Below are 21079 nucleotides of genomic sequence, written 5' to 3' on the forward strand. Positions count from 1 at the left end.
GCGGTAATCGGACAGTGGGTTCCAGATTTCGCATTCGGCCGGTTGTCTTCTAGAATCGGACAAATTTTGTGTGGAACCTCCCATGGCCGGCAGTCAGATCGAACGTGTTTTCAGCGTGCTTGAAAGCCTCACCAGTGACCCTCGCGGCTTGCCGATGCAGACGCTGGCTGAGCAACTGGATATTCCCAAAAGCGCGACTCACCGGTTGCTCGCCGAGCTGATTAGGCTGGGCTACGTGCGGCAGAATCCGGAGAATCTGCGGTATCACCTGTCGACCAAACTGGTGGCCATGGGTTTCCGTTACCTGTCGGGCAGCGGCGCCGATATTGTTCAGCCGGTGCTTGATCGCCTTGCCCAGGAAACCGGCGAACTGGTGCGGCTTGGGGTGATTGAAGGTGAGCGGCAGATCTGGATCGCCAAATCCCAGGGCGCCCGTTCCGGCTTGCGCTACGACCCGGACATGGGCCGCGATGCGCCCTTGTTTTACACCGCGTCGGGGCATGCGTGGCTGGCGTGTATGAGCGATGCCGAGGCGCTGTCTCTGGTCGAACGGCAGGGTGGCGAGCGGCCGAGGGACCTTGGGCCAAATGCTCCGCGTTCCAACATCGAACTGCTGGAACGCCTGCGTATGGCGCGGGAGCAGGGTTATGCCTGGGTCGAGGAAAGTTCGGCGGTGGGCACCTCGGCGATTGCTGCGGTGGTGCGACATCCGAGTGATGGTCGAGTCATCGGTGTGCTGAGCATCGCCGGGCCCAGCGCGCGGATGCCGGGGGCGCGACTGCATGAGTTGGCGCCGCTGTTGTTGAAGTTTACCGAGGAACTGTCGGCAGCCAGTCTGGCGTCTGAGCTGTTCAGTTAATTCAGGCGTCACACAATTCACTGTGGGAGCGGGCTTGCTCGCGAAGGCGGAGTGTCAGGCGACATCAAAATCGACTGACACTCCGCCTTCGCGAGCAAGCCCGCTCCCACATTTGATTTGTGTTTAGCCATACGAAGCTGTGCGCTGTTCGAACACTTTCAGTCCATACGCGTGTAAGAATCTGGAACCAGGTTCTAAATTATTGGAATTCGCTCTTCCAACAATAATCACAAGAGGACCGCACCATGAGTTCACCCCTGCGTATTGCCCTGATCGGGGCTGGCAACATGGGCCAGCAGCACTACCAGCATCTGAAGTCGCTGACGGAAGCGACCTTGTGCGCAGTGGCCGATCCGGGTCCGCAAACAGCGGGCCTGGCGGCGGAATGGGGCGTGGCGTATTTCGCGGATCACCGTCAGATGTTGGAGCATGTGAAGCCAGACGCGGTGATCGTCGCCAACCCGAATACGCTGCATGTCAGCACCGCCCTCGATTGCCTCGCTGTCGGCGTGCCGGTCCTGCTGGAAAAACCGGTGGGCGTGCACAGGGATGAAGTCCGCGAGCTGGTTGCCGCTTCGAAAGCCACGGGCGTTCCTGTGCTGGTCGGTCATCATCGCCGGCACAATCCGTTGATCGTCCGCGCCCATGAACTGGTGCAGAGCGGCGCGCTGGGCCGGCTGACGACGGTGACCGCGTTCTGGCAATTGCGCAAACCCGACAGCTATTTCGAGACGCCCTGGCGCCGCGAACCCGGCGCGGGAATGTTGCTGACCAACCTGATTCACGACCTCGATCTGCTTCGGCATTTGTGCGGCGAAGTGCGGCAGGTTCAGGCGATCACCAGCAATGCGGTGCGCGGGTTTGCCAACGAAGATTGCGCGGCGGTGTTGCTGCAATTCGACAGCGGCGCGCTGGGTAGCCTGACCGGTTCGGATGCGGTCGCGGCGCCCTGGAGCTGGGAGCTGGATTCCGGCGAGAACCCGGTGTACCCACATCAGGCCGATCAGCCGTGTTATCTGCTGGCCGGGACTGGCGGTGCGTTGAGCATTCCGCAACTCAAGCGTTGGCACTACGCCGACACCGATGGGGGATGGCATCAACCGTTGCTGTCGGTGCAGGAACACTTCAGCGCCGATGAAGCGCTGCGTTTGCAGTTGCAGCATTTCGTGCGCGTGGTGCGTCGGGAAGTCGAGCCGCTGGTGAGCGTCGCCGATGCCGCCCGTACCTTGGCGCTGATTGAAGCGATTCGTGAGGCTGCCGAAACCGGCCGTGCCTGCGCCCCGACCTTGATCGAGGGTTGAACATGAACAGGAACGATCGGATCTTTTCCCTGGCCAGCCTGACAGTGCTGGAATTGTCACCGCCCGAGATGGTCGAAGTGGCAGCACAGGCTGGTTACAGTCATGTCGGATTACGGTTAGAGCCTGCGACGCCTGAAGAACACCACTTTGCGCTGGTCGCCGATGTCGGGTTACGGCGCAGGACGTTGGCGCGACTGCGCGATACTGGCATTCGTGTGTTGGATGTCGAAATCCTGCGTCTTAAACCGGAAACCATCGTCGCCGATTTCGAGAAGATTCTGGCGGTCGGTGCCGAATTCGGTGCCAGTGAATTGCTGGTGGCCGGTAACGATTCTGACGAACAGCGGCTCACCGACAACTTCGCTCGGCTGTGTGATCTGGCGGCACCTTACGGGCTTCATCCGCATCTGGAGTTCATGCCGTGGACCGATGCGCGCAATCTTGAGCGCGCGGTGCGCATCGTCGAAAACGGGGGGCGTGAAAACGGCGCGGTGTTGGTGGATGCCTTTCACTTCGACCGTTCGGGTTCACGGCTGGAAGCTCTGGCCACAGTTGCCCCGTCACGGTTACGGTATGCCCAGCTGTGCGACGTTGCCGGGCCACGGCCAAAGGACATGGCCGAGATTCTGCGCCAGGCCCGTAACGAGCGACGTTTCCCGGGTGATGGCGATTGTGATCTGGCGGGGTTGTTGCAGTGTTTACCGGCCGATATTCCGTTGAGCCTGGAGATCCCCACCGTGAAATTGCTTGAGCAGGGCGTGAGTGGATTGCAGCGGGCGCGGTTGGCGTTGAGTAAAACCCATGAGTTGTTAGCTCGGCTGTAAGGGATGCTTTTAAATAGTTGCTGCAAAACACAAGGGATACCGAATGACCGTCAGCACTCCGCTCTCCGGCGTAAACCAACCCTTCAAAGGGATTCTGCTGATCGTCGTTGCGACCTTCCTGTTTTCCAGTCACGACGCCTTGTCGAAATACCTCTCGGGCTTCTACCCGATCGTCATGGTGGTCTGGGCCCGTTATCTGGTTCACACCTTACTGATGGCCGGGATTTTTCTGCCGCAATCCGGGCTGGGTGTCCTACGAACCAAACGGCCGTTACTTCAGCTGTTGCGGGCGTTGTGCTTGTTGGGCACCAGTCTGTTTTTCACCACCGGCTTGCAGTACATCCCCTTGGCCGAAGCCACGGCGGTCAACTTTCTTGCACCGGTTCTGGTGACTGCGCTGTCGGTGCCACTGCTGCGCGAACACGTCACGCGTGGCCAGTGGATTGCGGTGATTTGCGGATTCATCGGCGTGTTGATCATCGTCCATCCCGGCGGAGAACTCTTTACCCCGGCGGTGTTGCTGCCGCTCTGCTCGGCGCTGTTTTTCTGCTTCTATCAGTTGCTCACCCGCAAGCTCAGTGAAATCGACAGCCCGACCACCAGCAACTTCTTCGCTGGGCTATGCAACACATTGGTGATGAGTGCGCTGGTGCCATTCTTCTGGCAAGTTCCCAGCCTGGGGCATGGATTCATGATGGTGGCGCTGGGCGCCTGCGGGATGACGGCTCACCTGTTTCTGACACAAGCCTTCCGCCACGCCGCCCCTGCGTTGTTGGCGCCGTTCGGTTATTGCCAGATTGTCTTTGCCGGTTTGCTGGGCTGGTTGCTGTTTTCTCACACGCCGACCCTGACCACGGTGGTCGGGATCGCGGTGATTTGTTGCAGCGGGTTGGCAGCAGCCTGGCAGCAGAGTCGTCGGTGAGGCCGTTCAAAACCTGAAGCGCACGACCAGGTTTTGCAGGCCTGCCGCCAGTTGCGATAACGCCTGGCTGGTGGCGCGGGTCCGGGTCGAGGCATCGGCGCTTTCAAGCGACAAGTCGCGAATGTTCAGCAGATTGCGATCCACCTCTCGAGCCACTTGCGCCTGTTCTTCCGAGGCACTGGCGATCACCAGATTGCGTTCGTGTATCTGCTCCATCGCTTGGGTAATTTGCGCCAGAGCCAGGCCCGCCTGTTCGGCAATCGACAGGGTTTGGGCCACGCGTTGACTGTTCCCGTGCATCGACAGCACCACGCTGTCGGTATCGCCCTGAACCCGGCCGATCATCTGTTCGATTTCCCGGGTCGATTGCTGGGTGCGATGGGCCAGCGCCCGGACTTCATCGGCCACCACCGCAAAGCCGCGCCCGGCTTCTCCGGCACGGGCGGCTTCGATTGCGGCATTGAGTGCCAACAGATTGGTCTGTTCGGCGATGGCGCGGATCACGTCCAGCACCTTGCCGATTTCCCGGGATTGCTCGGCCAGGGTCTGAACCTGTTGCAGTGCGATGCCGGCATCGGCACTCATCGCCTGAATCGAGTTCAGTGTTTCGATCACCCGCGCCTGGCCCTGGCTGGCTTGCTGAGTGGACTGGCGCGTGCTGTCGGAGGTCGAGACTGCATTGCGTGCGACTTCTTCCACCGCGACGGTCATTTCATTGACTGCCGTGGCGGCTTGCTCGATTTCATTGTGTTGCTGCTGCAGGCGACTGGAATCCTGCTGAGTACTCTGATTCATCTGCCCGGCGGCCGCGGCCAGTTGGGTCGAGGTGGCGCTAATCAGTTGCAGGGTTTCGCGCAGGCTGGTTTGCATGACCGACAAGGCCTTGAGCAAGCGCGCCGTTTCATCGGAGCCGTGGCTCTGGATCGGTGTGCTCAGGTCACCGGTGGCGACTTGCTCGGCCACTTTCACCGCCTGACGGATCGGCACAACGATGCTGTGAATCAACAGCCAGGCCAGGCACAGGGTCAGGACCGAGACAGCAATAAGGGCCCCGATCACGGTGGTCTTGACCTGGCTGTAGAGCGAATCGGCGTGCTGGCTCGACTGGCTGACTTCGTTGGCGGTGAGAGCCATCAGTTCGGCGAACTGGTCGCCAGTCCGGGTCGAGTAATCCTGGATTTTGCCATTGAGCAACGCAGTCATTTCTTCGCTGCGGTTTTCCCGCGACAACGTTTCGTATTGCGTCAGTGACTGGCGGTAAAGGGTGACGGTGGCGACGAACTTTTCGAACGGGCCCCGGTTGTAGTCGCCGACCAGGGGCGTGAATTTGTCCAGGCTCTGCTCAAGCCAACCCTGCACCTGATGCAGACGGGCGACGGTTGCGTCGAGCACCTTGGGCTCGCGGTTGAGCGCCATGCGCAGGCTGAGCACGCGAATACTCAGTATGTAATCACGGATTTCACCCAGGTAGCGGGTGCTGGGCAGGGAGATGTTTTCAGTGTGCTGGCCGGTGGCGCGCACTTCGGCGACCTGCTTGAGGGCAAACAACCCCTGCAACAAGACCAGCAGGGCAATGACGCCGAAGCTGATCGCGGCGCGTTTGGCGATGCTCAGGTGACCTGGCGACATGGGTTGACCTCTGTGGAATCGAGAGAGAAAAACGTGAATGCAGGAACGGCGGGCATAAAAAAGCGCAGGCCTGAAATCAGGCCTGCGCCGAGGGAGCATCAGACTTCTACGGTCGGAATCTTGCGCGGTGCCATGAAGTACATCCAGATCAGCGCGATGAAGTACATCGCCGGAATCATGGTGAACAGCACGGTGTAGTTGTTGTTGGTGATCGTCAGAATGTGGCCGACCAACTGGGTCATGAACATCCCGCCGATGGCCGCGCACATGCCACCGAAGCCGAACACCGTACTCATCATGTGTTTAGGCGTGTAGTCCATCACCAGGCTCCAGATGTTCGCGGTCCAGGCCTGGTGCGCGCCGATGGCCAGGGAGATGGCGAACACGGCGACCCACAGACTGCTCGAACCCGCCGCCATGATCACGCCGATGATGCAGCAGGCGAACAGGAACATCGACATCAGGCGCGCCTTGATCGGGTTGACCCCGCGGCCGATCAGGAACGAGGAGAGGATCCCGCCGCCGACGCTGCCGAAATCGGCAGTGAGGTAGATGATGATCAGCGGGATGCCCATCTGGGTCACGTTGATCCCCAGGTTGTATTGCTGATTGAGGAACGGCGGCAGCCAGTAGAGGTAGAACCAGAACACCGGCGCGGTGATCGCGTAAGCCAGGGCGAAGGCCCAGGTGCCACGCATGCGCAGGATTTTCGAGAACGGTACGCGGGATTGTTCCGGCTCTACTTCCTTCTGGATGTAGTCCAGTTCCGATTGTTTAACGCTTGGGTGATCTTCCGGGTTGAAGTACTTCAAGCCCCAGAACAGCAACCAGATCCCGCCCAGTGACGACATGCACAGGAACGCGGCCTGCCAGCCCCAGACATGCAGGATCAGCGGCAACAACATGGGGGTGAACATTGCACCGACGTTGGTCCCGGCGTTGAAGATGCCGGTGGCCACGGCGCGTTCGCCGGCCGGGAACCACAACCGGGTGGTCTTCACGCACGCCGGGTAGTTGGCGGCTTCAGTCAGACCCAGAATGAACCGGCAGACCATGAAGCCGACGGCCGAAGTGGCCAGGCCATGGGCGCCGGTCGCCAGGCTCCAGAGCAGCACGGCGAAGAAGAACACGCGCTTGACGCCGACCCGATCGATCAACCGGCCTTGCAGCACGAAACCGATGGCGTAGCCGACCTGGAACCAGAAGTTGATGTTGGCGTAGTCCATCGCCGTCCAGCTCATTTCCTTGGCGAGGATTGGCTGCATCACGCCCAGTGCGGCGCGGTCAATGTAGTTCAGGGTGGTGGCGAAGAACACCAGCGCCAGCATGCCCCAACGGGTTTTGCCGACCGCCATGGCGCCGCGGATTTTATCGCCGATGCCGCCAGTGGCAGGAGTCATGGAGGAACGCTCCACGGGAGAGCTTTGAGAAGGAGTCATGTAGGCCACCGATTATTTTTATGTGGTGTTCTGGGTCTTTGGTAACCGGGTCCTGTTGTTCACGGCCGGACCCAATGTGGTGTTGATGTTGCGCAGTGGACGAAAAATCGTCAATTCGCCAAGGCCCATTGTGTTCGATAATCGAACACAAAACTAACCGGGTAGTACACTTTGAATTGCTGTGCAGATTCCCCCGGCCAATAATTCGTTCACCCGATCCACGCGATCCCTGATCCCTGTAGGAGCTGTCGAGTGAAACGAGGCTGCGATCTTTTGATGTCGGTTTTTAAGATCAAAAGATCGCAGCCTCGTTTCACTCGACAGCTCCTACGTAAAAGCGAAAGCGTGCGATATCGATAACAAGATTGTCTCCACCACCGGGAGTCGAAATATGCAGCGTTCCATTGCCACCGTGTCCTTGAGCGGTACCCTGCCGGAAAAACTCGAAGCCATTGCCGCCGCCGGTTTTGACGGGGTGGAGATTTTCGAGAACGACCTTCTCTACTACGACGGCAGTCCGCGGGAAATTAAACAGATGTGCGCCGATCTCGGGATCGCGATCACGCTGTTTCAACCCTTCCGGGATTTTGAGGGCTGCCGCCGCGACCGCCTGCCGCGCAACCTGGAGCGGGCCGAGCGCAAGTTCGACCTGATGCAGGAACTGGGCACGGACCTGGTGCTGGTGTGCAGCAACGCTTCGGCCGACTCTATCGGTGACGAACAGATTTTAGTCGACGACTTGCGCCTGCTGGCCGAACACGCCGGTGCCCGTGGTTTGCGGATCGGCTACGAAGCGCTGGCCTGGGGCCGCCACGTGAACACTTATCAACAGGTGTGGAACATCGTCCGTCAGGCCGATCATCCAAACCTCGGCGTGTTGCTGGACAGTTTCCACACGCTGTCGCTCAAGGGTGATCCGAGCGCGATTGCCGAAATTCCCGGCGACAAGATTTTCTTCGTGCAAATGGCCGACGCGCCGATCCTGGCCATGGACGTGCTGGAGTGGAGCCGGCATTTCCGCTGTTTCCCGGGCCAGGGCGAATTCGATCTGCCGGGTTTCCTCGCGCCGATCATCAAGAGCGGTTACACCGGGCCGTTGTCGCTGGAGATCTTCAACGACGGCTTCCGCGCTGCACCACCGAGGGCCAATGCCGCCGACGGTTTGCGCTCGTTGCTCTATCTGGAAGAGAAAACCCGCGAGCGTCTGGCGCAGGAAGCCACGCCACCCACCACTGTAGACATTCTGTTCGAGACGCCCCAGGCCAGCGAGTACAACGGCATCGAATTTCTTGAGTTCGCCGTGGACGAGCGCCTTGGCGCCAAGCTGTCCCATTGGCTGGAGCGGCTGGGTTTCGTCAAGACAGGGCAACACCGTTCCAAGAGCGTGAGCCTGCTGCGTCAGGGTGATATCAACCTGATCCTCAACTCCGAGCCTTACTCGTTCGCCCACAGTTTTTTCGAAGCTCACGGCCCATCTCTGTGCGCCACCGCCGTGCGGGTCAAGGACAGCGCCAGTGCGCTGTCTCGGGCCGTGGCCTATAAAGGTCAGCCGTATCGCGGGCTGGTTGGCCCCAATGAACTGGAGCTTGCCGCAGTGCGCGCGCCGGATGGCAGTCTGATTTATCTGGTGGACCAGGACGCCGACGTCTACGGCACCGACTTCAATCTGCAACCCGCCGCCGTGGTCAGCGGCGGCCTCAAGCGCATCGACCACATGGCCATGGCGCTGCCGGCCGACAGCCTCGACAGTTGGGTGCTGTTCTATAAAAGCCTGCTGGATTTCGCAGCCGACGACGAAGTGGTGCTGCCTGACCCGTACGGTCTGGTAAAGAGTCGGGCGCTGCGCAGCCGGGACAGTTCGATCCGTTTGCCGCTGAATATTTCCGAGAACCGCAACACCGCAATCTCACACGCGCTGTCGAGTTATCGCGGCTCTGGCGTGCATCACATCGCCTTCGATTGCGACGACATCTTTGCCGAAGTCAGCCGGGCCAAAGAGGCGGGCGTACCGCTGCTGGATATCCCGCTCAATTACTACGATGACCTCGCCGCGCGGTTCGATTTCGACGACGAGTTCCTCAGCGAACTGGCCTATTACAACGTGCTCTACGACCGCGATGCCCAGGGCGGCGAGCTGTTTCATGTGTACACCGAGCCGTTTGAAGGGCGGTTCTTCTTTGAAATTATCCAGCGCAAGAACGGTTACGCAGGTTACGGCGCAGCCAACGTCGCGGTGCGACTGGCGGCCATGGCCAAGTCTCGAAGCGGCGCCGTACGTCAGGCAAAGTTGTAGGAAAATCGTAAACACGGGTACAAACCGCCGCCGCACGGCTTCCTTCACTGTGCGGCGCGGCCCATAATCGCCAACCTGTGCAGTGATGGCCGTGAGCCCGCAATGACGATAACTTCAGACCTCTCCGCAGCGCCCGACGAGCCGATTGTCGAGCCGCGCAAGAGTCGCAAGAACAACCCGGAAAAGACCCGCGAGAACATCCTTCAAGAGGCGATTGTCGAGTTCGTCCAGCAGGGGCTTTCCGGCGCTCGCGTCGATGCGATTGCCGAGCGCATCCACACCTCAAAACGCATGATCTATTACTACTTCGGCAGTAAGGAACAGCTCTACATCGAGGTGCTGGAGAAACTCTACGGCGATATCCGCAGCACCGAAAACCGTCTGCACCTGACCGAACTGGCTCCGGTGGAAGCGATTCGTCGGCTGGTGGAATTCACTTTCGACCACCATGATCACAATGTCGATTTCGTGCGTATCGTCAGCATCGAGAATATTCACAACGCTGAATACGTGAAACGTTCCGATGCGATCAAGGCGATGAACAACACCATCCTCGATTCACTGGGCGAGATTTTGCGTCGAGGTGCTGAGGAAGGAGTGTTCCGCGCCGGGCTCGAGCCGTTGGATGTGCATTTGCTGATCAGCTCGTTCTGCTTCTATCGCGTGTCGAACCGCCATACCTTCGGTGAGATCTTTCAGATCGACTTGCCGGACGAAAGCATCAAGCAGCGTCATCGAGAGATGATTTGCGAGTCGGTTTTGCGCTATCTGCAGGCCTGATGTGGAGTGAGGGGGTTGCCCCCTCGCCACATTCGTTCAGCCATTCATGCTCTGAAAATGTTCCAGCATCCGCTGCGCATCCGGCACCACGCCGCTGAACAACTCAAACGCCTTCACCGCCTGAAACACGGCCATGTTGCCGCCATCCAGCGTTCGGCAACCCAACGCGCGGGCGTTGCGCAGCAGTTCGGTTTCCAGCGGGAAGTAAACAATCTCCGCCACCCACAACTCACCTCGAAGCAATTCCACTGGCACTGGCATGCCCGGCAGTTTTTTCATGCCCATGGGGGTGGTGTTCACCAGACCGTCAGCCTGGGCCAGGGTGCTCGGCAAGTCATGTCCCGCCACAGCTCGGCCGACGCCGAAATGTTGATTGAGATTGTCCGCCAGGCTCTGCGCACGGCTGATCTCCACGTCAAAAATGTTCAGCAGCTGTACGCCTTCACTCAAGAGTGCATGGGCCACTGCCGCACCGGCGCCACCGGCGCCCATTTGCACGACGCGCTCAAGGGCAACGCCCTTCAAGCCTCGACGAAACCCCTCGGCGAACCCAAGGCAATCGGTGTTGTGGCCGATGCGTTTGCCGTCCTTCAACACCACCGTATTCACCGCCCCAATGCCGCGGGCTTCTGGTGACAATTCGTCGAGCAGCGGGATGATCGTCTGCTTGCAGGGGAAGGTGATATTCAGGCCGGTGAAGTTCATCCGCTCGGCCGCCATCAACAGGTCGGGCAGGGCGCCGCTGTCGAGTTTCAACTGGTCCAGATCGATCAGGCGATAGAGGTAACGCAAGCCCTGGGCATCGCCTTCATGCTCGTGCAATGCCGGGGTGCGAGAAGCCTGGATGCCGGCGCCGATCAGTCCGGCCAGTACCGCGTTGGTCTGAGTCACGGCGTTCACCCCTTCAAACGTTGGCTGAAATGCTCCAGCGCCAGGCGATAGCCGTGGCTGCCGAAACCGGCCATCACCGCCGTGGCAATGGCCGAAACAAAAGAGTGGTGGCGAAAGGGCTCGCGGGCATGAACGTTGGACAGGTGGACTTCGATCACCGGCAATTCGCTGGCGACCAACGCATCGCGGATCGCGACCGAGGTGTGGGTCCAGGCGGCCGGGTTGATGACGATCCCGGCGCAGCGGCCGCGCGCGGCGTGAATCCAGTCGAGCAGTTCGCCTTCATGATTGGTCTGGCGGAACTCCACCGCCAGGCCGAACTCTTCGGCGGCACGACCGCATAACGCTGAGATGTCGGCCAGGGTTTCGTGGCCGTAAGTCGCCGGTTCACGGGTGCCGAGCAGGTTTAGATTCGGGCCGTTGAGCACCAGAACGATAGGGGGCATCGGGGTCTCTCCACTTATTGTTTTTGGCATTGGCCGAGGGTTTCAGCCTGTGGAGATAAATTGTACTAGCTGGTTAATTTGGTCAATTGAAGAGGCGGTTCTCAGGGCTAATGTGTGCGGTGATCGGACAGTATCGGCTTTTCAGCGGGGCAGATGCTCCACCAGAAAATCGATAAACGCCCTCAAACGCAACGGCATATGGCGAGTTTGCGGGTAGAGCAGGGTGAACGGTCGCGAGCGCCCACCATAAGGCTTGAGCACCTCCACCAGCGAACCATCGGCCAATTCGTTTTCGACAATGAAACGATAGGTCTGAAACAGTCCCGCCCCGTGTTTGGCCAGGGTCACGCCGCCCAGTACGTCGTCGGAGCAACTGAGATTGCCCTCGGCCAGAATTTCCCGGTGCACACCATTGTCGTTGAACAGCCAGGCAATCCGCCGACCGCTGCTGGGCAATTCGTACTGGATGCACTCGTGCTGTTTGAGATCGTCCAGCGTGTGTGGAACGCCCGCGTGCTTGAGGTAGTCAGGACTGGCAATCATCACCAGCGCGGCGTCTTCCAACTGTCGGGCGATCAGACCGGAATCCGGAATCGCCCGCACGCGGATCGCCATGTCATAGCCTTCACCGACGAAATCGATGTTGCGATTACTGATATGCGACTCGACCTTCACCGCCGGAAAGCGAGCCCGAAATGCCGGCAACAGCGGCAGAATCCGGTGATGGGCATAGGTGGTGGGAATGCTGATGCGCAAGGTGCCGGAAGGCTGTTGCTGCTGGCCCATGACCTCGCGTTGGGCCTCGACCAGTTGCGCCAGCGCCTGACGACATTCCTCGTAATACCGCCGACCACTGTCAGTCAGTTTGACACTGCGGGTGGTGCGGGCGAACAACCGCACGCCCAGGCGTTCCTCCATGCGCGACACCGAGCGGCTCACGGCTGCCGGCGTCACGCCAGCCACCAGCGCGGCGGCGGTAAAACTGCCGGCTTCGGCCGCCAGACAAAACAGTTCGATGCTGCCCAGCTGAAGATCGTCGAATTGTCGCTGCATGATTGATTACACCGGGGATCAAATGAAGGACTGAATTTCACCACCATTTTTGTGGAGGCGGTGAAAGGATTGCTTACCAATTTTCGCCGTTATCCGCCGGCCTGATAAGAGCCTGAGCGCTAGGCTCAATGGAGGATGGCTGATCGAATGCTCAGCGCCAGTTATCGGATTTTCCAGGGAATGTCGGGTCTTCGGGCTCATTAACCTAACGGATGGGTTAGCATGAGATTATTCAGCTACAAAGGGTTTTCAATGGTGATCATGTTGCGCGATGAGCACTGCCCGCCGCATGCACATGTGGATGCCGGAACCTGGAGTGCGCGCTTCAAATTCAGCTTCTGGCACAACAGTGTCGAGCTGTGGGACGTGGTTCCTCATTCTCGCAGGCCATCTGTGGCGGTGCTGGAAGGGTTGCGTCACGCGCTCGGACAACCCGCTCATTTGCGCCGCGCTCGGTGTATCTGGTGGGACAAGCTGCACACGGTCTGCCTCGATCATCAGATATGGGACTGGCAAACCAGCGAAGTCGTGGTGGTAAAAAGGGTCGCCAGTACGACCTGCATGATTGGCTCGGCTTGCTATGAGCCCGAGACGAACAAGACCCTACTGGCGCTGATGGGCGTTCCGGAGGGCGTGGAGATCGAACTATGAAAACGATAACAGCAAAAATGTTGGTGGATCGGCCCGTAACCGAAGCCGTGCTGGATGAAGCCATCCAGCGTGGCCAGGTGCGCCACAAAGGCGGTCTGCGGGCGACTTCGGTGACCTTTGTGGAACCGTGCCTGGCGGTCAATTTCATTGATGGCAGTGGCGTGCTGTTGCCCGTGCAGCACTATCCGGAGTTCGATGATTTCGACGTCGAGGATTTCGCAGACCTGAAAGTCGGCTTTTCCGGGACAGCCCTTTGCCACGAGGGCAAGGATCTGCAGGTCTCCATCGCCGGGATGGTTTCGGCCAGCAAACCGCTGATGGATATGGCCGCGTCGGTCATCGCCTCGCGTAATGGTCGCCAAAGCAGTGCCGCCAAGGCTGAGGCCGCGCGGGCCAATGGCCGCAAGGGCGGGCGTCCGCGCAAGACAGATATCACCCTTTAAGCACGCACAAAAAAGCCGTCGTGATGACGGCTGATTTGTTTCTGCCAACGGCAATCAACGACGGGTCAACAACACCCCGGATTCCATGTGGTGGGTCCACGGGAACTGGTCGAACATTGCGCATCGGGTGATGCGATGGGTGTCGTGCAACTGGGCGATGTTGGCCGCCAGGGTTTCCGGGTTGCAGGAAATGTAGAGGATGTTGTCGAAGCGACGGGTCAGCTCGCAGGTGTCCGGGTCCATGCCGGCGCGAGGAGGATCGACGAAGACGCTACCGAACTCGTAGCTCTTCAGATCGATACCGTGCAGACGACGGAACGGACGAACTTCGTTCAGGGCTTCGGTCAGCTCCTCGGCGGACAAGCGCACCAGGGTGACGTTATCCACAGCGTTTTCGCTGAGATTGCTCAGCGCAGCGTTGACCGAAGCCTTGCTGATTTCGGTGGCCAGCGCCTTGCGCACGCGGGTCGCGAGCGGCAGCGTGAAGTTACCGTTGCCGCAATACAGCTCCAGCAAATCGTCGGAGCGATCACCGAGTGAGTCGTAAGCCCAGTTGAGCATCTTCTGGTTCACGGTGCCGTTGGGCTGGGTGAACGCGCCTTCCGGCTGGCGATAGCTAAAGGTGCGACCGCTGACGTCCATCTGCTCGACCACGTAATCGTGGCCGATCACTTCGCGTTTGCCCTTGGAGCGGCCGATGATGCTGACATTCAGGTCGGCTGCCAGTTTCGACGCTGCCGCGTGCCAGTGCTCGTCCAGCGGGCGGTGATAGCACAGAGTGATCATCGCATCGCCGGCCAGCGTGGTCAGGAACTCCACCTGAAACAGCTTGTGGCTCAGGGCTGCACTGGCTTGCCATGCCGCTTTCAGCTGCGGCATCAACTCGTTGATGCGCAGGCTGGCGATCGGGAACTCTTCGATCAGGATCGGCGTGCGTTTGTCTTCCTGGGAAAACATCGCGTAGTGACGCTCGCCGGCTTCGCGCCACAGGCGGAATTCGGCGCGCAGGCGGAAGTTTTTCAGCGGCGAGTCGAATACCGCAGGTTCTGGCGCACCGAACGGGGCCAACAGGTCACGCAGGCGCGTAACCTTTTCTTCGAGTTGAACGGCGTAAGCCTTGGAATCAAAAGTCATGCGTTGAACCAACCCAACTTGATCACGAACAGAATCGACAGAATCACCAGTGCCGAGTTCAGCTCACGGCCGCGACCGGACAGCAACTTGATTGCGGTCCAGGAGATGAAACCAAAGGCGATGCCGTTGGCGATGGAATAAGTGAACGGCATGGCCAGAGCGGTGACCACGACCGGTGCGGCGACGGTGATGTCGTCCCAGTCTATTTCGGCCAGGCCGGATGTCATCAATACTGCGACGAACAGCAGTGCAGGCGCGGTCGCAAAGGCTGGAACGCTGGCCGCCAATGGCGAGAAAAACAGCGCCAACAGGAACAGGATCGCCACGACAACGGCGGTCAGGCCGGTGCGGCCACCGGCACTCACGCCGGCTGCGGATTCGATGTAGCTGGTGGTGGTCGAGGTGCCCAGCAGCGAACCGGCCATGGCCGCGGTGCTGTCGGCGATCAGGGCGCGACCCATTTTTGGCATGTGGCCATCCTTGCCCATCAGGCCGGCGCGCTTGGCGACGCCGATCAGGGTGCCGGAGTTGTCGAACAGGTCGACGAACAGGAAAGCGAAGATCACGCTGACCAGGCCGATGTCCAGGGCGCCCTTGATGTCCAGTTGCAGGAAGGTCGGGGCCAGGGACGGTGGGATCGACATTACGCCGCCGAACGGGGTGAAGCCCATCACGATCGAAACGATGGTCACCGTCAGAATGCCGATCAGTACCGCGCCGCGCACTTTAAGCGCTTCGAGCGCCACGATCAGGGCAAAGCCGAGGGTCGCGAGGATCGGGGCCGGTTGTTTCAAATCGCCAAGGCCGACCATGGTTGCCGGGTTGCTGACCACGATGCCGGCGTTGTGCAGGGCAATCAGCGCCAGGAACAGACCGATACCAGCGGCAATCGCCGAGCGCAGCGCCAGTGGGATGCTGTTGATGATCCATTCGCGGATGCGGAAGATCGACAACAGGAAAAACATCACTGCCGAAATGAACACCGCGCCCAGCGCTACTTGCCAGGTGTGGCCCATGTGCAGGACCACGGTGTAGGTAAAGAAGGCGTTCAGGCCCATGCCCGGCGCGAGAGCGATCGGGTAGTTGGCGATCAGGCCCATCACCGTGGAGCCGATGGCAGCTGCCAGACACGTGGCGACGAACACCGCACCCTTGTCCATGCCGGTCTCGCCGAGGATGCTCGGGTTGACGAACAGAATGTAGGCCATGGCCAAAAAGGTCGTGAAGCCCGCCAGAATCTCGGTCCGCACGTTGGTGTTATGTGCCTTGAGTTGAAACAGCCTTTCCAGCATGTCTGCTCCCCGTGGCGCGCCAGGCGCCGTGAATGTATCGACCTCAACAGCAAAGCACAGACCGATGCAGGCGCCTGGTAATTTTCTATGGGTCGGAAAAAGCCGCGCATCATACCAGCAGCGTGGGGCTATGGCTGCTTATGGCTGCGATCGTCGTCGATGTTTTGCGGTAAAGCCAAGTGCGCCATACTGCGCGCTGGTTTTGGGGGTACTTATGTATTGCATGAATAAACGTCTGATTGCCGTGTTCGGAGTGTCGATCGCCATGTTCCTGGGGGCACACACCGCCTCGGCCGCATCGGCGGCGCCGCTGAGTCAGGTGAAGGTACTCAAGGTCGAGTCGCCGGCCTGCGGCTTTGAAGACATCGCGCAGGGGCAAGAACAAACCCGCTGCAATCACAGCGGACCGAACATCAAGGTCTACGTGCTGGAAGTCGGTTACGGTCGTAGCGCGCATGTCGGGCTGGATGGTTTTGAGGTGAACGGCACCCGGACCCCTATCTGTGCTTTCGATAATGGCAATCTGACCGATTGCACCGTCGGGAGAAAAACCGTCGGCAATTTGTATGTCTTCGATCTGGCAGGCAAGCAGGAAGGCACGTTCACCTTCAGCAACACGTCGATCAACGCGCCCGGCAATACGCTGTCGACGCAGCTTTACATCAAGTAACGGCCGGTTCGAACAAGGGGCAGGAAAGCTGACTACGCTTTAAAGATTATCCTGTGGACTGCGCCCATGACCTTTAGAGCTCTGATTACCCTCGCCGAGGGCATCGATGACCTGCAAGCAGTGACCCTGATCGATGTGCTGCGCCGTGCCAAGGTTGAATTGGTGGTGGCCAGCATTGAGGGGCGGCGCATGCTCACCTGCGCGCGCGGCACCCGAGTGACGTCCGATGCGATGCTGGTGGACGTGCTGGCACAGCCGTTCGACCTGATCGTCCTGCCCGGCGGTGCCGTTGGGGCGCAACATCTGGCGGCGCATCAACCCCTGCAACAATTGATCAAGGATCAGGTGGCGGCCGGGCGCCTGTTCGCCGGCATCGCCGAGGCCCCGGCGTTGGCGCTGCAAGCCTTTGGCGTACTGCGTCAGCGGCGCATGACCTGCCTGCCATCGGCCAGCCATCAACTGTTGGGGTGCAACTTCGTCGATCAACCGGTGGTGGTCGATGGCAACTGCATCACCGCGCAGGGTTCAGGGGCGGCATTGCAATTCGCCCTGACGCTGGTGGAACAACTCTGCGGTAAGGCCAGGCGAGCGGCGGTGGCGGGGGAGTTGGTGGTCTAGAGAGTGTCAGGCGTGGACGGCAATGGGTTCGATGACCGGTTGCTCACGCTGCTCCGCTTGCCAAAGATCGTAGTCGGTCTGAATACCTAGCCACATTCTGGCCTTGCCAATTCCAGCCCGCTCCAGGCGTACCGCCAAATCAGGACTGATCGGTGCGTGGCCATGCAGCACTCGCGATAGATGCGGGCGCGCAAATCGCAGGTGCCGGGCCAGCTCTGTGACGCTGATACCAAGTTCGGGCAATACATCCATCAAAAGGGTTTCGCCAGGGTGTGGCGGGTTGTGCATGGGCATGTCCTGCCTCCTGTCAGTGGTAGTCCAGATAGTCGACCAGTTCGATGTCTGAATCGATAAAACGAAAAATAATCGCCAGTTCCCCCGAAACGCTCAGTGACCAATATTCGGTCAACTCTCCTTTGAGTGGGTGTAATCGCCATCCCGGAAGGTCCAGATCGCCAGGTAGCGTTGCGCGGTCCATGAACTGAAGCATTCGAGACAGACGCTTCGCATGGTCTGCGCGGATCCCACGAGTCGAACCTGTTTCATAGAAGCCACGAAGGCCTTTGTGCTGAAAGGATTTGATCATGGGACAAGTGTAAGGCGATACATTACACCTGATGCACTATCTATGTATTGCACCTGCTCGGCAAAAGTGTGATCGGCAACTGCTTCAAGCCTTCACTTCTTCCACCGGCACATGCATGCGGTCGCGCTCGGCCAGGGTCGGGAACAGTTTGATCCACGCCCCGGTCACCACCAATGTGCCAATACCGCCCATGACCACGGCCGGCACGGTGCCGAACCAATGGGCGGTCAAGCCGGATTCAAACTCGCCCAACTGGTTCGAAGCGCCAATGAACAAACCGTTCACGGCACTGACCCGGCCGCGCATTTCATCCGGGGTTTCCAGTTGCACGAAGGAGGCGCGGATCACCATGCTGATCATGTCCGCCGCGCCCAACACCACCAACACCGCCAGGGAAAACCAGAACGAGGTCGACAGGCCGAACGCAATGGTCGCGACACCGAATACACCGACTGCGGTGAACATGACCCGTCCGACTTTGCGTTCCACGGCAAATCTCGCCAGGTACAGCGACATCAGCAGCGCACCGACTGCCGGCGCTGAACGCAGCAGGCCCAGGCCCCAAGGGCCGGTCAGTAGAATGTCCTTGGCGAACACCGGCAGCAACGCCGTCGCACCACCGAGCAATACCGCGAACAGATCCAGAGAAATCGCCCCGAGAATGTCCGGACGACTGCGAATGAAGCGGATGCCCGCCAGCAGCGAATCCAGGGTTGCCTTGCCTTTGTTCAGCGGTGTCTGCCGTGCAGGCAGGTTGAGCATCAGCATGCAGGCGATGAGGTAGAGGATCACCGTCGGGCCATAGACCCAGACGCTGCCGAAGGCGTAAAGCAACCCACCGAGGGCCGGGGCAACGATAGTCGCCGATTGCTGTGCGGATTGGGCGGCGGCGACGGCGCGGGGAAACAGCGCGCTGGGCACGATGCTCGGCAACAAGGCCTGAGTGGTCGGCATCTCGAAGGAGCGGGCGGCACCGAGCAGGAACGCGAGGATGAAGATCATCTCCCGGGTGACATTGTCGGTCGCGCTGCCGATGGCCAGCGACAGGGCGATCAACGCTTGCAGGGACTGACAGATAGCCGCGACCTTGCGCCGGTCATAGCGGTCCGCGACATGCCCGGTGTGCAGCATGAACAGCACCCGCGGGGCGAATTCCACCAGACCAACCAAACCCAGGTCGAGCACATTGCCGGTCAATTGGTACAGGTTCCAGCCAATGGCCACCGTGAGCATCTGGAAACCGCTGGCGGTAAACACCCGAGCCAGCCAAAACGCGATAAATGGGCGGTGATGACGTAACAGCAAGGGCGCTTGGCTGGGCATCTGAGGGCCGGTCTTGAGCGAGGGGAGGGGCGAGATTATCACCAAGCTGTAACCAAAAGTTGCAGGGTTGGGAAATTTCGTTAGCTAGACACCGATTTCGAAAACGCGGAAATCCCCCTGTGGGAGCGGGCTTGCTCGCGAAGGCATCGGCACATCCAACATAAAGGTGCCAGACCGATCGCTTTCGCGAGCAAGCCCGCTCCCACAGGGAATGTGTTTCTGCCTATGACCGCATCAGTGAGGCAACCTGTCACGCGGCAAAAGACCACACCGTCCATCGTCAAAAATGGGACTACTCTTTTAACGTTGCTTGATCCAGATCAAGACCGCTCGTGGAATTGATTCGGCGGCCAGATGGCCAGACTCCCTACGTTGTGATGTTTGTAGAAAAAGAACGAATTCAAATTCGCCACACTCCATATCCGTGGGGGCAGTGGGTGTAGGCCACAAGCCTTCAGCCGGTATTACCTGACAGAGGAAGACTTATGTTCGGTTTGGAGGCGCTTGATCTCGCCCGGATGCAGTTCGCGTTCACCATTTCGTTTCACATTCTATTTCCCGCCATCACCATTGGCCTGGCGAGTTACCTGGCGGTGCTCGAAGGCCTGTGGCTGAAAACCCATAACGACACGTACCGCGACCTGTACCACTTCTGGTCGAAGATCTTTGCCGTCAACTTCGGCATGGGCGTGGTTTCCGGGCTGGTCATGGCCTATCAGTTCGGCACCAACTGGAGCCGTTTCTCGGACTTCGCCGGCTCCGTGACCGGGCCGCTGCTGACGTACGAAGTACTCACCGCTTTCTTCCTCGAAGCCGGTTTCCTCGGTGTCATGCTGTTCGGCTGGAACAAGGTCGGGCGCAATCTGCACTTCTTCGCCACGGTCATGGTCGCCATCGGCACACTGATATCGACCTTCTGGATTCTCGCCTCCAACAGCTGGATGCAAACACCGCAGGGTTATGAAATCGTCAATGGCCAGGTCATTCCGGTGGACTGGCTGGCAGTGATTTTCAACCCGTCGTTCCCTTACCGTCTGTTACACATGTCGACGGCGGCGTTCGTCGCGACTGCCTTCTTCGTCGGTTCCTCGGCGGCCTGGCATCTGCTGCGTGGCAAGGACAACCCGGCGATCCGCACCATGCTCTCGATGGCCATGTGGATGGCCTTGATCGTGGCGCCGATTCAAGCGGTCATCGGTGACTTCCACGGCCTCAACACGCTCAAGCATCAGCCGGCGAAAATCGCCGCGATCGAAGGTCACTGGGAAAACCATGGCGATGAGCCGACCCCGCTGATCCTGTTCGGCTGGCCGGACATGAAAGAAGAACGGACCAAATTCGCGGTGGAGATCCCGTATCTGGGCAGCCTGATCCTCACGCACTCGCTGGACAAACAGGTCCCGGCACTCAAGGAGTTCCCGCCTGAAGACCGGCCGAATTCGACCATCGTGTTCTGGTCGTTCCGGATCATGGTCGGGCTCGGCTTCCTGATGATCTTCACCGGTTTGTGGAGCCTGTGGCTGCGTAAACGCGACAAGCTCTATACCTCGCGGCCGTTCCTGTACCTGGCGTTGTGGATGGGGCCGTCCGGACTGATCGCGATTCTCGCCGGTTGGTTCACCACTGAAATCGGCCGTCAGCCGTGGGTGGTCTACGGCCTGATGCGCACGGCAGATGCGTCCTCCAATCACAGCTTCATGCAGATGAGCATCACGTTGATTATGTTCGTCGTGGTCTATTTCGCGCTGTTCGGTGCTGGTCTGGGCTACATGATGCGCCTGGTGCGCAAAGGGCCGAAGATCGACGAAGGCAAGGAAACCAATGAGGGTGGTCCTGGCCAGAAACGTACGCCGGCCCGTCCGCTGTCCGCCGCCGATGACAACGGTGACGGCGACCGCAGCCCCAGCCTGACCAAGGAGATTTGA

The 21079-nt window shown here is 59.7% G+C and carries 21 protein-coding genes and 1 pseudogene; 11 read left to right on the forward strand and 11 right to left on the reverse strand.

Annotated elements, in window-relative coordinates:
* The first annotated feature begins 82 nt into the window (after positions 1-82).
* The 4 genes from ACSQ87_RS04690 (at position 83) to ACSQ87_RS04705 (ending at position 3906) form a co-directional block, all read left to right on the forward strand.
* Entirely contained in the window at positions 83-859 is a 777-nt protein-coding gene (locus tag ACSQ87_RS04690; protein WP_223431683.1) for an IclR family transcriptional regulator, read from the forward strand.
* Positions 860-1104: 245 nt separating this feature from the next.
* Positions 1105-2160, forward strand: a complete 1056-nt coding sequence (locus ACSQ87_RS04695) for a Gfo/Idh/MocA family protein (protein ID WP_436273448.1) — start codon at positions 1105-1107, stop codon at positions 2158-2160.
* 2 nt (positions 2161-2162) lie between these two features.
* Entirely contained in the window at positions 2163-2984 is an 822-nt protein-coding gene (locus ACSQ87_RS04700) for a sugar phosphate isomerase/epimerase family protein (protein WP_436273449.1), read from the forward strand.
* Between the two features lie 43 nt (positions 2985-3027).
* Complete coding sequence (locus ACSQ87_RS04705) at positions 3028-3906, forward strand: DMT family transporter (RefSeq protein ID WP_150658234.1); 879 nt, start codon at positions 3028-3030, stop codon at positions 3904-3906.
* 6 nt (positions 3907-3912) lie between these two features.
* On the opposite strand, the gene ACSQ87_RS04710 is transcribed toward ACSQ87_RS04705, so the two are convergent.
* From ACSQ87_RS04710 to ACSQ87_RS04720, 3 genes and pseudogenes are all read right to left on the reverse strand, one after another.
* Positions 3913-4776, reverse strand: coding sequence for a methyl-accepting chemotaxis protein (locus ACSQ87_RS04710; protein WP_436275080.1), 864 nt, complete (start codon positions 4774-4776; stop codon positions 3913-3915).
* Positions 4768-5634: pseudogene (locus ACSQ87_RS04715) on the reverse strand (MCP four helix bundle domain-containing protein); the annotation flags it as partial. The pseudogene ACSQ87_RS04715 and the gene ACSQ87_RS04710, both read right to left, overlap by 9 nt.
* Positions 5634-6935 (reverse strand): MFS transporter, encoded by a 1302-nt coding sequence (locus tag ACSQ87_RS04720; protein ID WP_223431678.1) that lies wholly within the window; start codon positions 6933-6935, stop codon positions 5634-5636. The gene ACSQ87_RS04720 and the pseudogene ACSQ87_RS04715, both read right to left, overlap by 1 nt.
* A 430-nt stretch (positions 6936-7365) precedes the next feature.
* Here ACSQ87_RS04720 and quiC point away from each other — a divergent pair, with 430 nt between their 5' ends.
* Positions 7366-9267, forward strand: coding sequence for a 3-dehydroshikimate dehydratase QuiC (quiC, locus tag ACSQ87_RS04725; protein WP_436273450.1), 1902 nt, complete (start codon positions 7366-7368; stop codon positions 9265-9267).
* 102 nt (positions 9268-9369) lie between these two features.
* On the forward strand, positions 9370-10047 hold the full coding sequence (locus ACSQ87_RS04730; protein WP_223431676.1) for a TetR/AcrR family transcriptional regulator: 678 nt from the start codon (positions 9370-9372) through the stop codon (positions 10045-10047).
* A 36-nt stretch (positions 10048-10083) separates the two neighbouring features.
* Here the strand turns inward: ACSQ87_RS04730 and ACSQ87_RS04735 are convergent, their stop codons facing one another.
* The 3 genes from ACSQ87_RS04735 to ACSQ87_RS04745 form a co-directional block, all read right to left on the reverse strand.
* On the reverse strand, positions 10084-10938 hold the full coding sequence (locus tag ACSQ87_RS04735) for a shikimate dehydrogenase (protein WP_223431675.1): 855 nt from the start codon (positions 10936-10938) through the stop codon (positions 10084-10086).
* 5 nt (positions 10939-10943) lie between these two features.
* The gene (gene aroQ, locus ACSQ87_RS04740) at positions 10944-11384 is read right to left on the reverse strand and encodes a type II 3-dehydroquinate dehydratase (RefSeq protein WP_008084592.1); all 441 of its coding nucleotides are present in this window, start codon (positions 11382-11384) and stop codon (positions 10944-10946) included.
* 141 nt (positions 11385-11525) lie between these two features.
* Positions 11526-12437 (reverse strand): LysR family transcriptional regulator, encoded by a 912-nt coding sequence (locus ACSQ87_RS04745; protein ID WP_436273451.1) that lies wholly within the window; start codon positions 12435-12437, stop codon positions 11526-11528.
* 222 nt (positions 12438-12659) lie between these two features.
* On the opposite strand from ACSQ87_RS04745, the gene ACSQ87_RS04750 reads away from it, so the two are divergent.
* Positions 12660-13088, forward strand: a complete 429-nt coding sequence (locus ACSQ87_RS04750; RefSeq protein WP_436273452.1) for a DUF4160 domain-containing protein — start codon at positions 12660-12662, stop codon at positions 13086-13088.
* Positions 13085-13531: a DUF2442 domain-containing protein gene (locus tag ACSQ87_RS04755; protein ID WP_056744646.1), complete on the forward strand. Its 447-nt coding sequence runs from the start codon at positions 13085-13087 to the stop codon at positions 13529-13531. The genes ACSQ87_RS04750 and ACSQ87_RS04755 overlap by 4 nt, the downstream gene beginning before the upstream one ends.
* Before the next feature lie 54 nt (positions 13532-13585).
* Here ACSQ87_RS04755 and trmA read toward each other — a convergent pair whose 3' ends face one another.
* On the reverse strand, positions 13586-14665 hold the full coding sequence (trmA, locus tag ACSQ87_RS04760; protein ID WP_436273453.1) for a tRNA (uridine(54)-C5)-methyltransferase TrmA: 1080 nt from the start codon (positions 14663-14665) through the stop codon (positions 13586-13588).
* Positions 14662-15957, reverse strand: coding sequence for an NCS2 family permease (locus tag ACSQ87_RS04765; RefSeq protein ID WP_150658226.1), 1296 nt, complete (start codon positions 15955-15957; stop codon positions 14662-14664). Before ACSQ87_RS04765 ends, trmA begins: the two co-directional genes overlap by 4 nt.
* 214 nt (positions 15958-16171) lie before the next feature.
* Between ACSQ87_RS04765 and ACSQ87_RS04770 the strand changes: the two genes are divergently transcribed.
* Positions 16172-16627: a DUF4879 domain-containing protein gene (locus tag ACSQ87_RS04770; protein WP_223431689.1), complete on the forward strand. Its 456-nt coding sequence runs from the start codon at positions 16172-16174 to the stop codon at positions 16625-16627.
* Positions 16628-16693: 66 nt separating this feature from the next.
* Positions 16694-17245 (forward strand): DJ-1 family glyoxalase III, encoded by a 552-nt coding sequence (locus tag ACSQ87_RS04775; protein ID WP_223431671.1) that lies wholly within the window; start codon positions 16694-16696, stop codon positions 17243-17245.
* A gap of 6 nt (positions 17246-17251) precedes the next feature.
* Here ACSQ87_RS04775 and ACSQ87_RS04780 read toward each other — a convergent pair whose 3' ends face one another.
* From ACSQ87_RS04780 to ACSQ87_RS04790, 3 genes are all read right to left on the reverse strand, one after another.
* Positions 17252-17539, reverse strand: a complete 288-nt coding sequence (locus tag ACSQ87_RS04780; protein ID WP_095130661.1) for a HigA family addiction module antitoxin — start codon at positions 17537-17539, stop codon at positions 17252-17254.
* A 13-nt stretch (positions 17540-17552) separates the two neighbouring features.
* Complete coding sequence (locus ACSQ87_RS04785) at positions 17553-17831, reverse strand: type II toxin-antitoxin system RelE/ParE family toxin (protein ID WP_046054192.1); 279 nt, start codon at positions 17829-17831, stop codon at positions 17553-17555.
* Between the two features lie 84 nt (positions 17832-17915).
* Complete coding sequence (locus ACSQ87_RS04790; protein ID WP_436273454.1) at positions 17916-19154, reverse strand: MFS transporter; 1239 nt, start codon at positions 19152-19154, stop codon at positions 17916-17918.
* A gap of 485 nt (positions 19155-19639) precedes the next feature.
* Here ACSQ87_RS04790 and ACSQ87_RS04795 point away from each other — a divergent pair, with 485 nt between their 5' ends.
* Positions 19640-21079, forward strand: coding sequence for a cytochrome ubiquinol oxidase subunit I (locus tag ACSQ87_RS04795; RefSeq protein ID WP_436273455.1), 1440 nt, complete (start codon positions 19640-19642; stop codon positions 21077-21079).

Origin of the sequence: Pseudomonas sp. LjRoot277, assembly GCF_964253845.1 — a bacterium.
Lineage (GTDB): Bacteria > Pseudomonadota > Gammaproteobacteria > Pseudomonadales > Pseudomonadaceae > Aquipseudomonas.

Excerpts from the sequence above, each read along its gene's own strand:
- ACSQ87_RS04780 (WP_095130661.1), bottom strand. The coding sequence starts at position 17,539 with ATGCCCATGCACAACCCGCCACACCCTGGCGAAACCCTTTTGATGGAT.
- ACSQ87_RS04775 (WP_223431671.1), top strand. The coding sequence starts at position 16,694 with ATGACCTTTAGAGCTCTGATTACCCTCGCCGAGGGCATCGATGACCTG.
- ACSQ87_RS04790 (WP_436273454.1), bottom strand. The coding sequence starts at position 19,154 with ATGCCCAGCCAAGCGCCCTTGCTGTTACGTCATCACCGCCCATTTATC.
- ACSQ87_RS04695 (WP_436273448.1), top strand. The coding sequence starts at position 1,105 with ATGAGTTCACCCCTGCGTATTGCCCTGATCGGGGCTGGCAACATGGGC.
- ACSQ87_RS04765 (WP_150658226.1), bottom strand. The coding sequence starts at position 15,957 with ATGCTGGAAAGGCTGTTTCAACTCAAGGCACATAACACCAACGTGCGG.
- ACSQ87_RS04755 (WP_056744646.1), top strand. The coding sequence starts at position 13,085 with ATGAAAACGATAACAGCAAAAATGTTGGTGGATCGGCCCGTAACCGAA.
- ACSQ87_RS04730 (WP_223431676.1), top strand. The coding sequence starts at position 9,370 with ATGACGATAACTTCAGACCTCTCCGCAGCGCCCGACGAGCCGATTGTC.
- ACSQ87_RS04690 (WP_223431683.1), top strand. The coding sequence starts at position 83 with ATGGCCGGCAGTCAGATCGAACGTGTTTTCAGCGTGCTTGAAAGCCTC.
- ACSQ87_RS04710 (WP_436275080.1), bottom strand. The coding sequence starts at position 4,776 with ATGCAAACCAGCCTGCGCGAAACCCTGCAACTGATTAGCGCCACCTCG.
- trmA (WP_436273453.1), bottom strand. The coding sequence starts at position 14,665 with ATGACTTTTGATTCCAAGGCTTACGCCGTTCAACTCGAAGAAAAGGTT.
- aroQ (WP_008084592.1), bottom strand. The coding sequence starts at position 11,384 with ATGCCCCCTATCGTTCTGGTGCTCAACGGCCCGAATCTAAACCTGCTC.
- ACSQ87_RS04750 (WP_436273452.1), top strand. The coding sequence starts at position 12,660 with ATGAGATTATTCAGCTACAAAGGGTTTTCAATGGTGATCATGTTGCGC.
- ACSQ87_RS04770 (WP_223431689.1), top strand. The coding sequence starts at position 16,172 with ATGTATTGCATGAATAAACGTCTGATTGCCGTGTTCGGAGTGTCGATC.
- quiC (WP_436273450.1), top strand. The coding sequence starts at position 7,366 with ATGCAGCGTTCCATTGCCACCGTGTCCTTGAGCGGTACCCTGCCGGAA.
- ACSQ87_RS04745 (WP_436273451.1), bottom strand. The coding sequence starts at position 12,437 with ATGCAGCGACAATTCGACGATCTTCAGCTGGGCAGCATCGAACTGTTT.
- ACSQ87_RS04785 (WP_046054192.1), bottom strand. The coding sequence starts at position 17,831 with ATGATCAAATCCTTTCAGCACAAAGGCCTTCGTGGCTTCTATGAAACA.
- ACSQ87_RS04795 (WP_436273455.1), top strand. The coding sequence starts at position 19,640 with ATGTTCGGTTTGGAGGCGCTTGATCTCGCCCGGATGCAGTTCGCGTTC.
- ACSQ87_RS04700 (WP_436273449.1), top strand. The coding sequence starts at position 2,163 with ATGAACAGGAACGATCGGATCTTTTCCCTGGCCAGCCTGACAGTGCTG.
- ACSQ87_RS04720 (WP_223431678.1), bottom strand. The coding sequence starts at position 6,935 with ATGACTCCTGCCACTGGCGGCATCGGCGATAAAATCCGCGGCGCCATG.
- ACSQ87_RS04705 (WP_150658234.1), top strand. The coding sequence starts at position 3,028 with ATGACCGTCAGCACTCCGCTCTCCGGCGTAAACCAACCCTTCAAAGGG.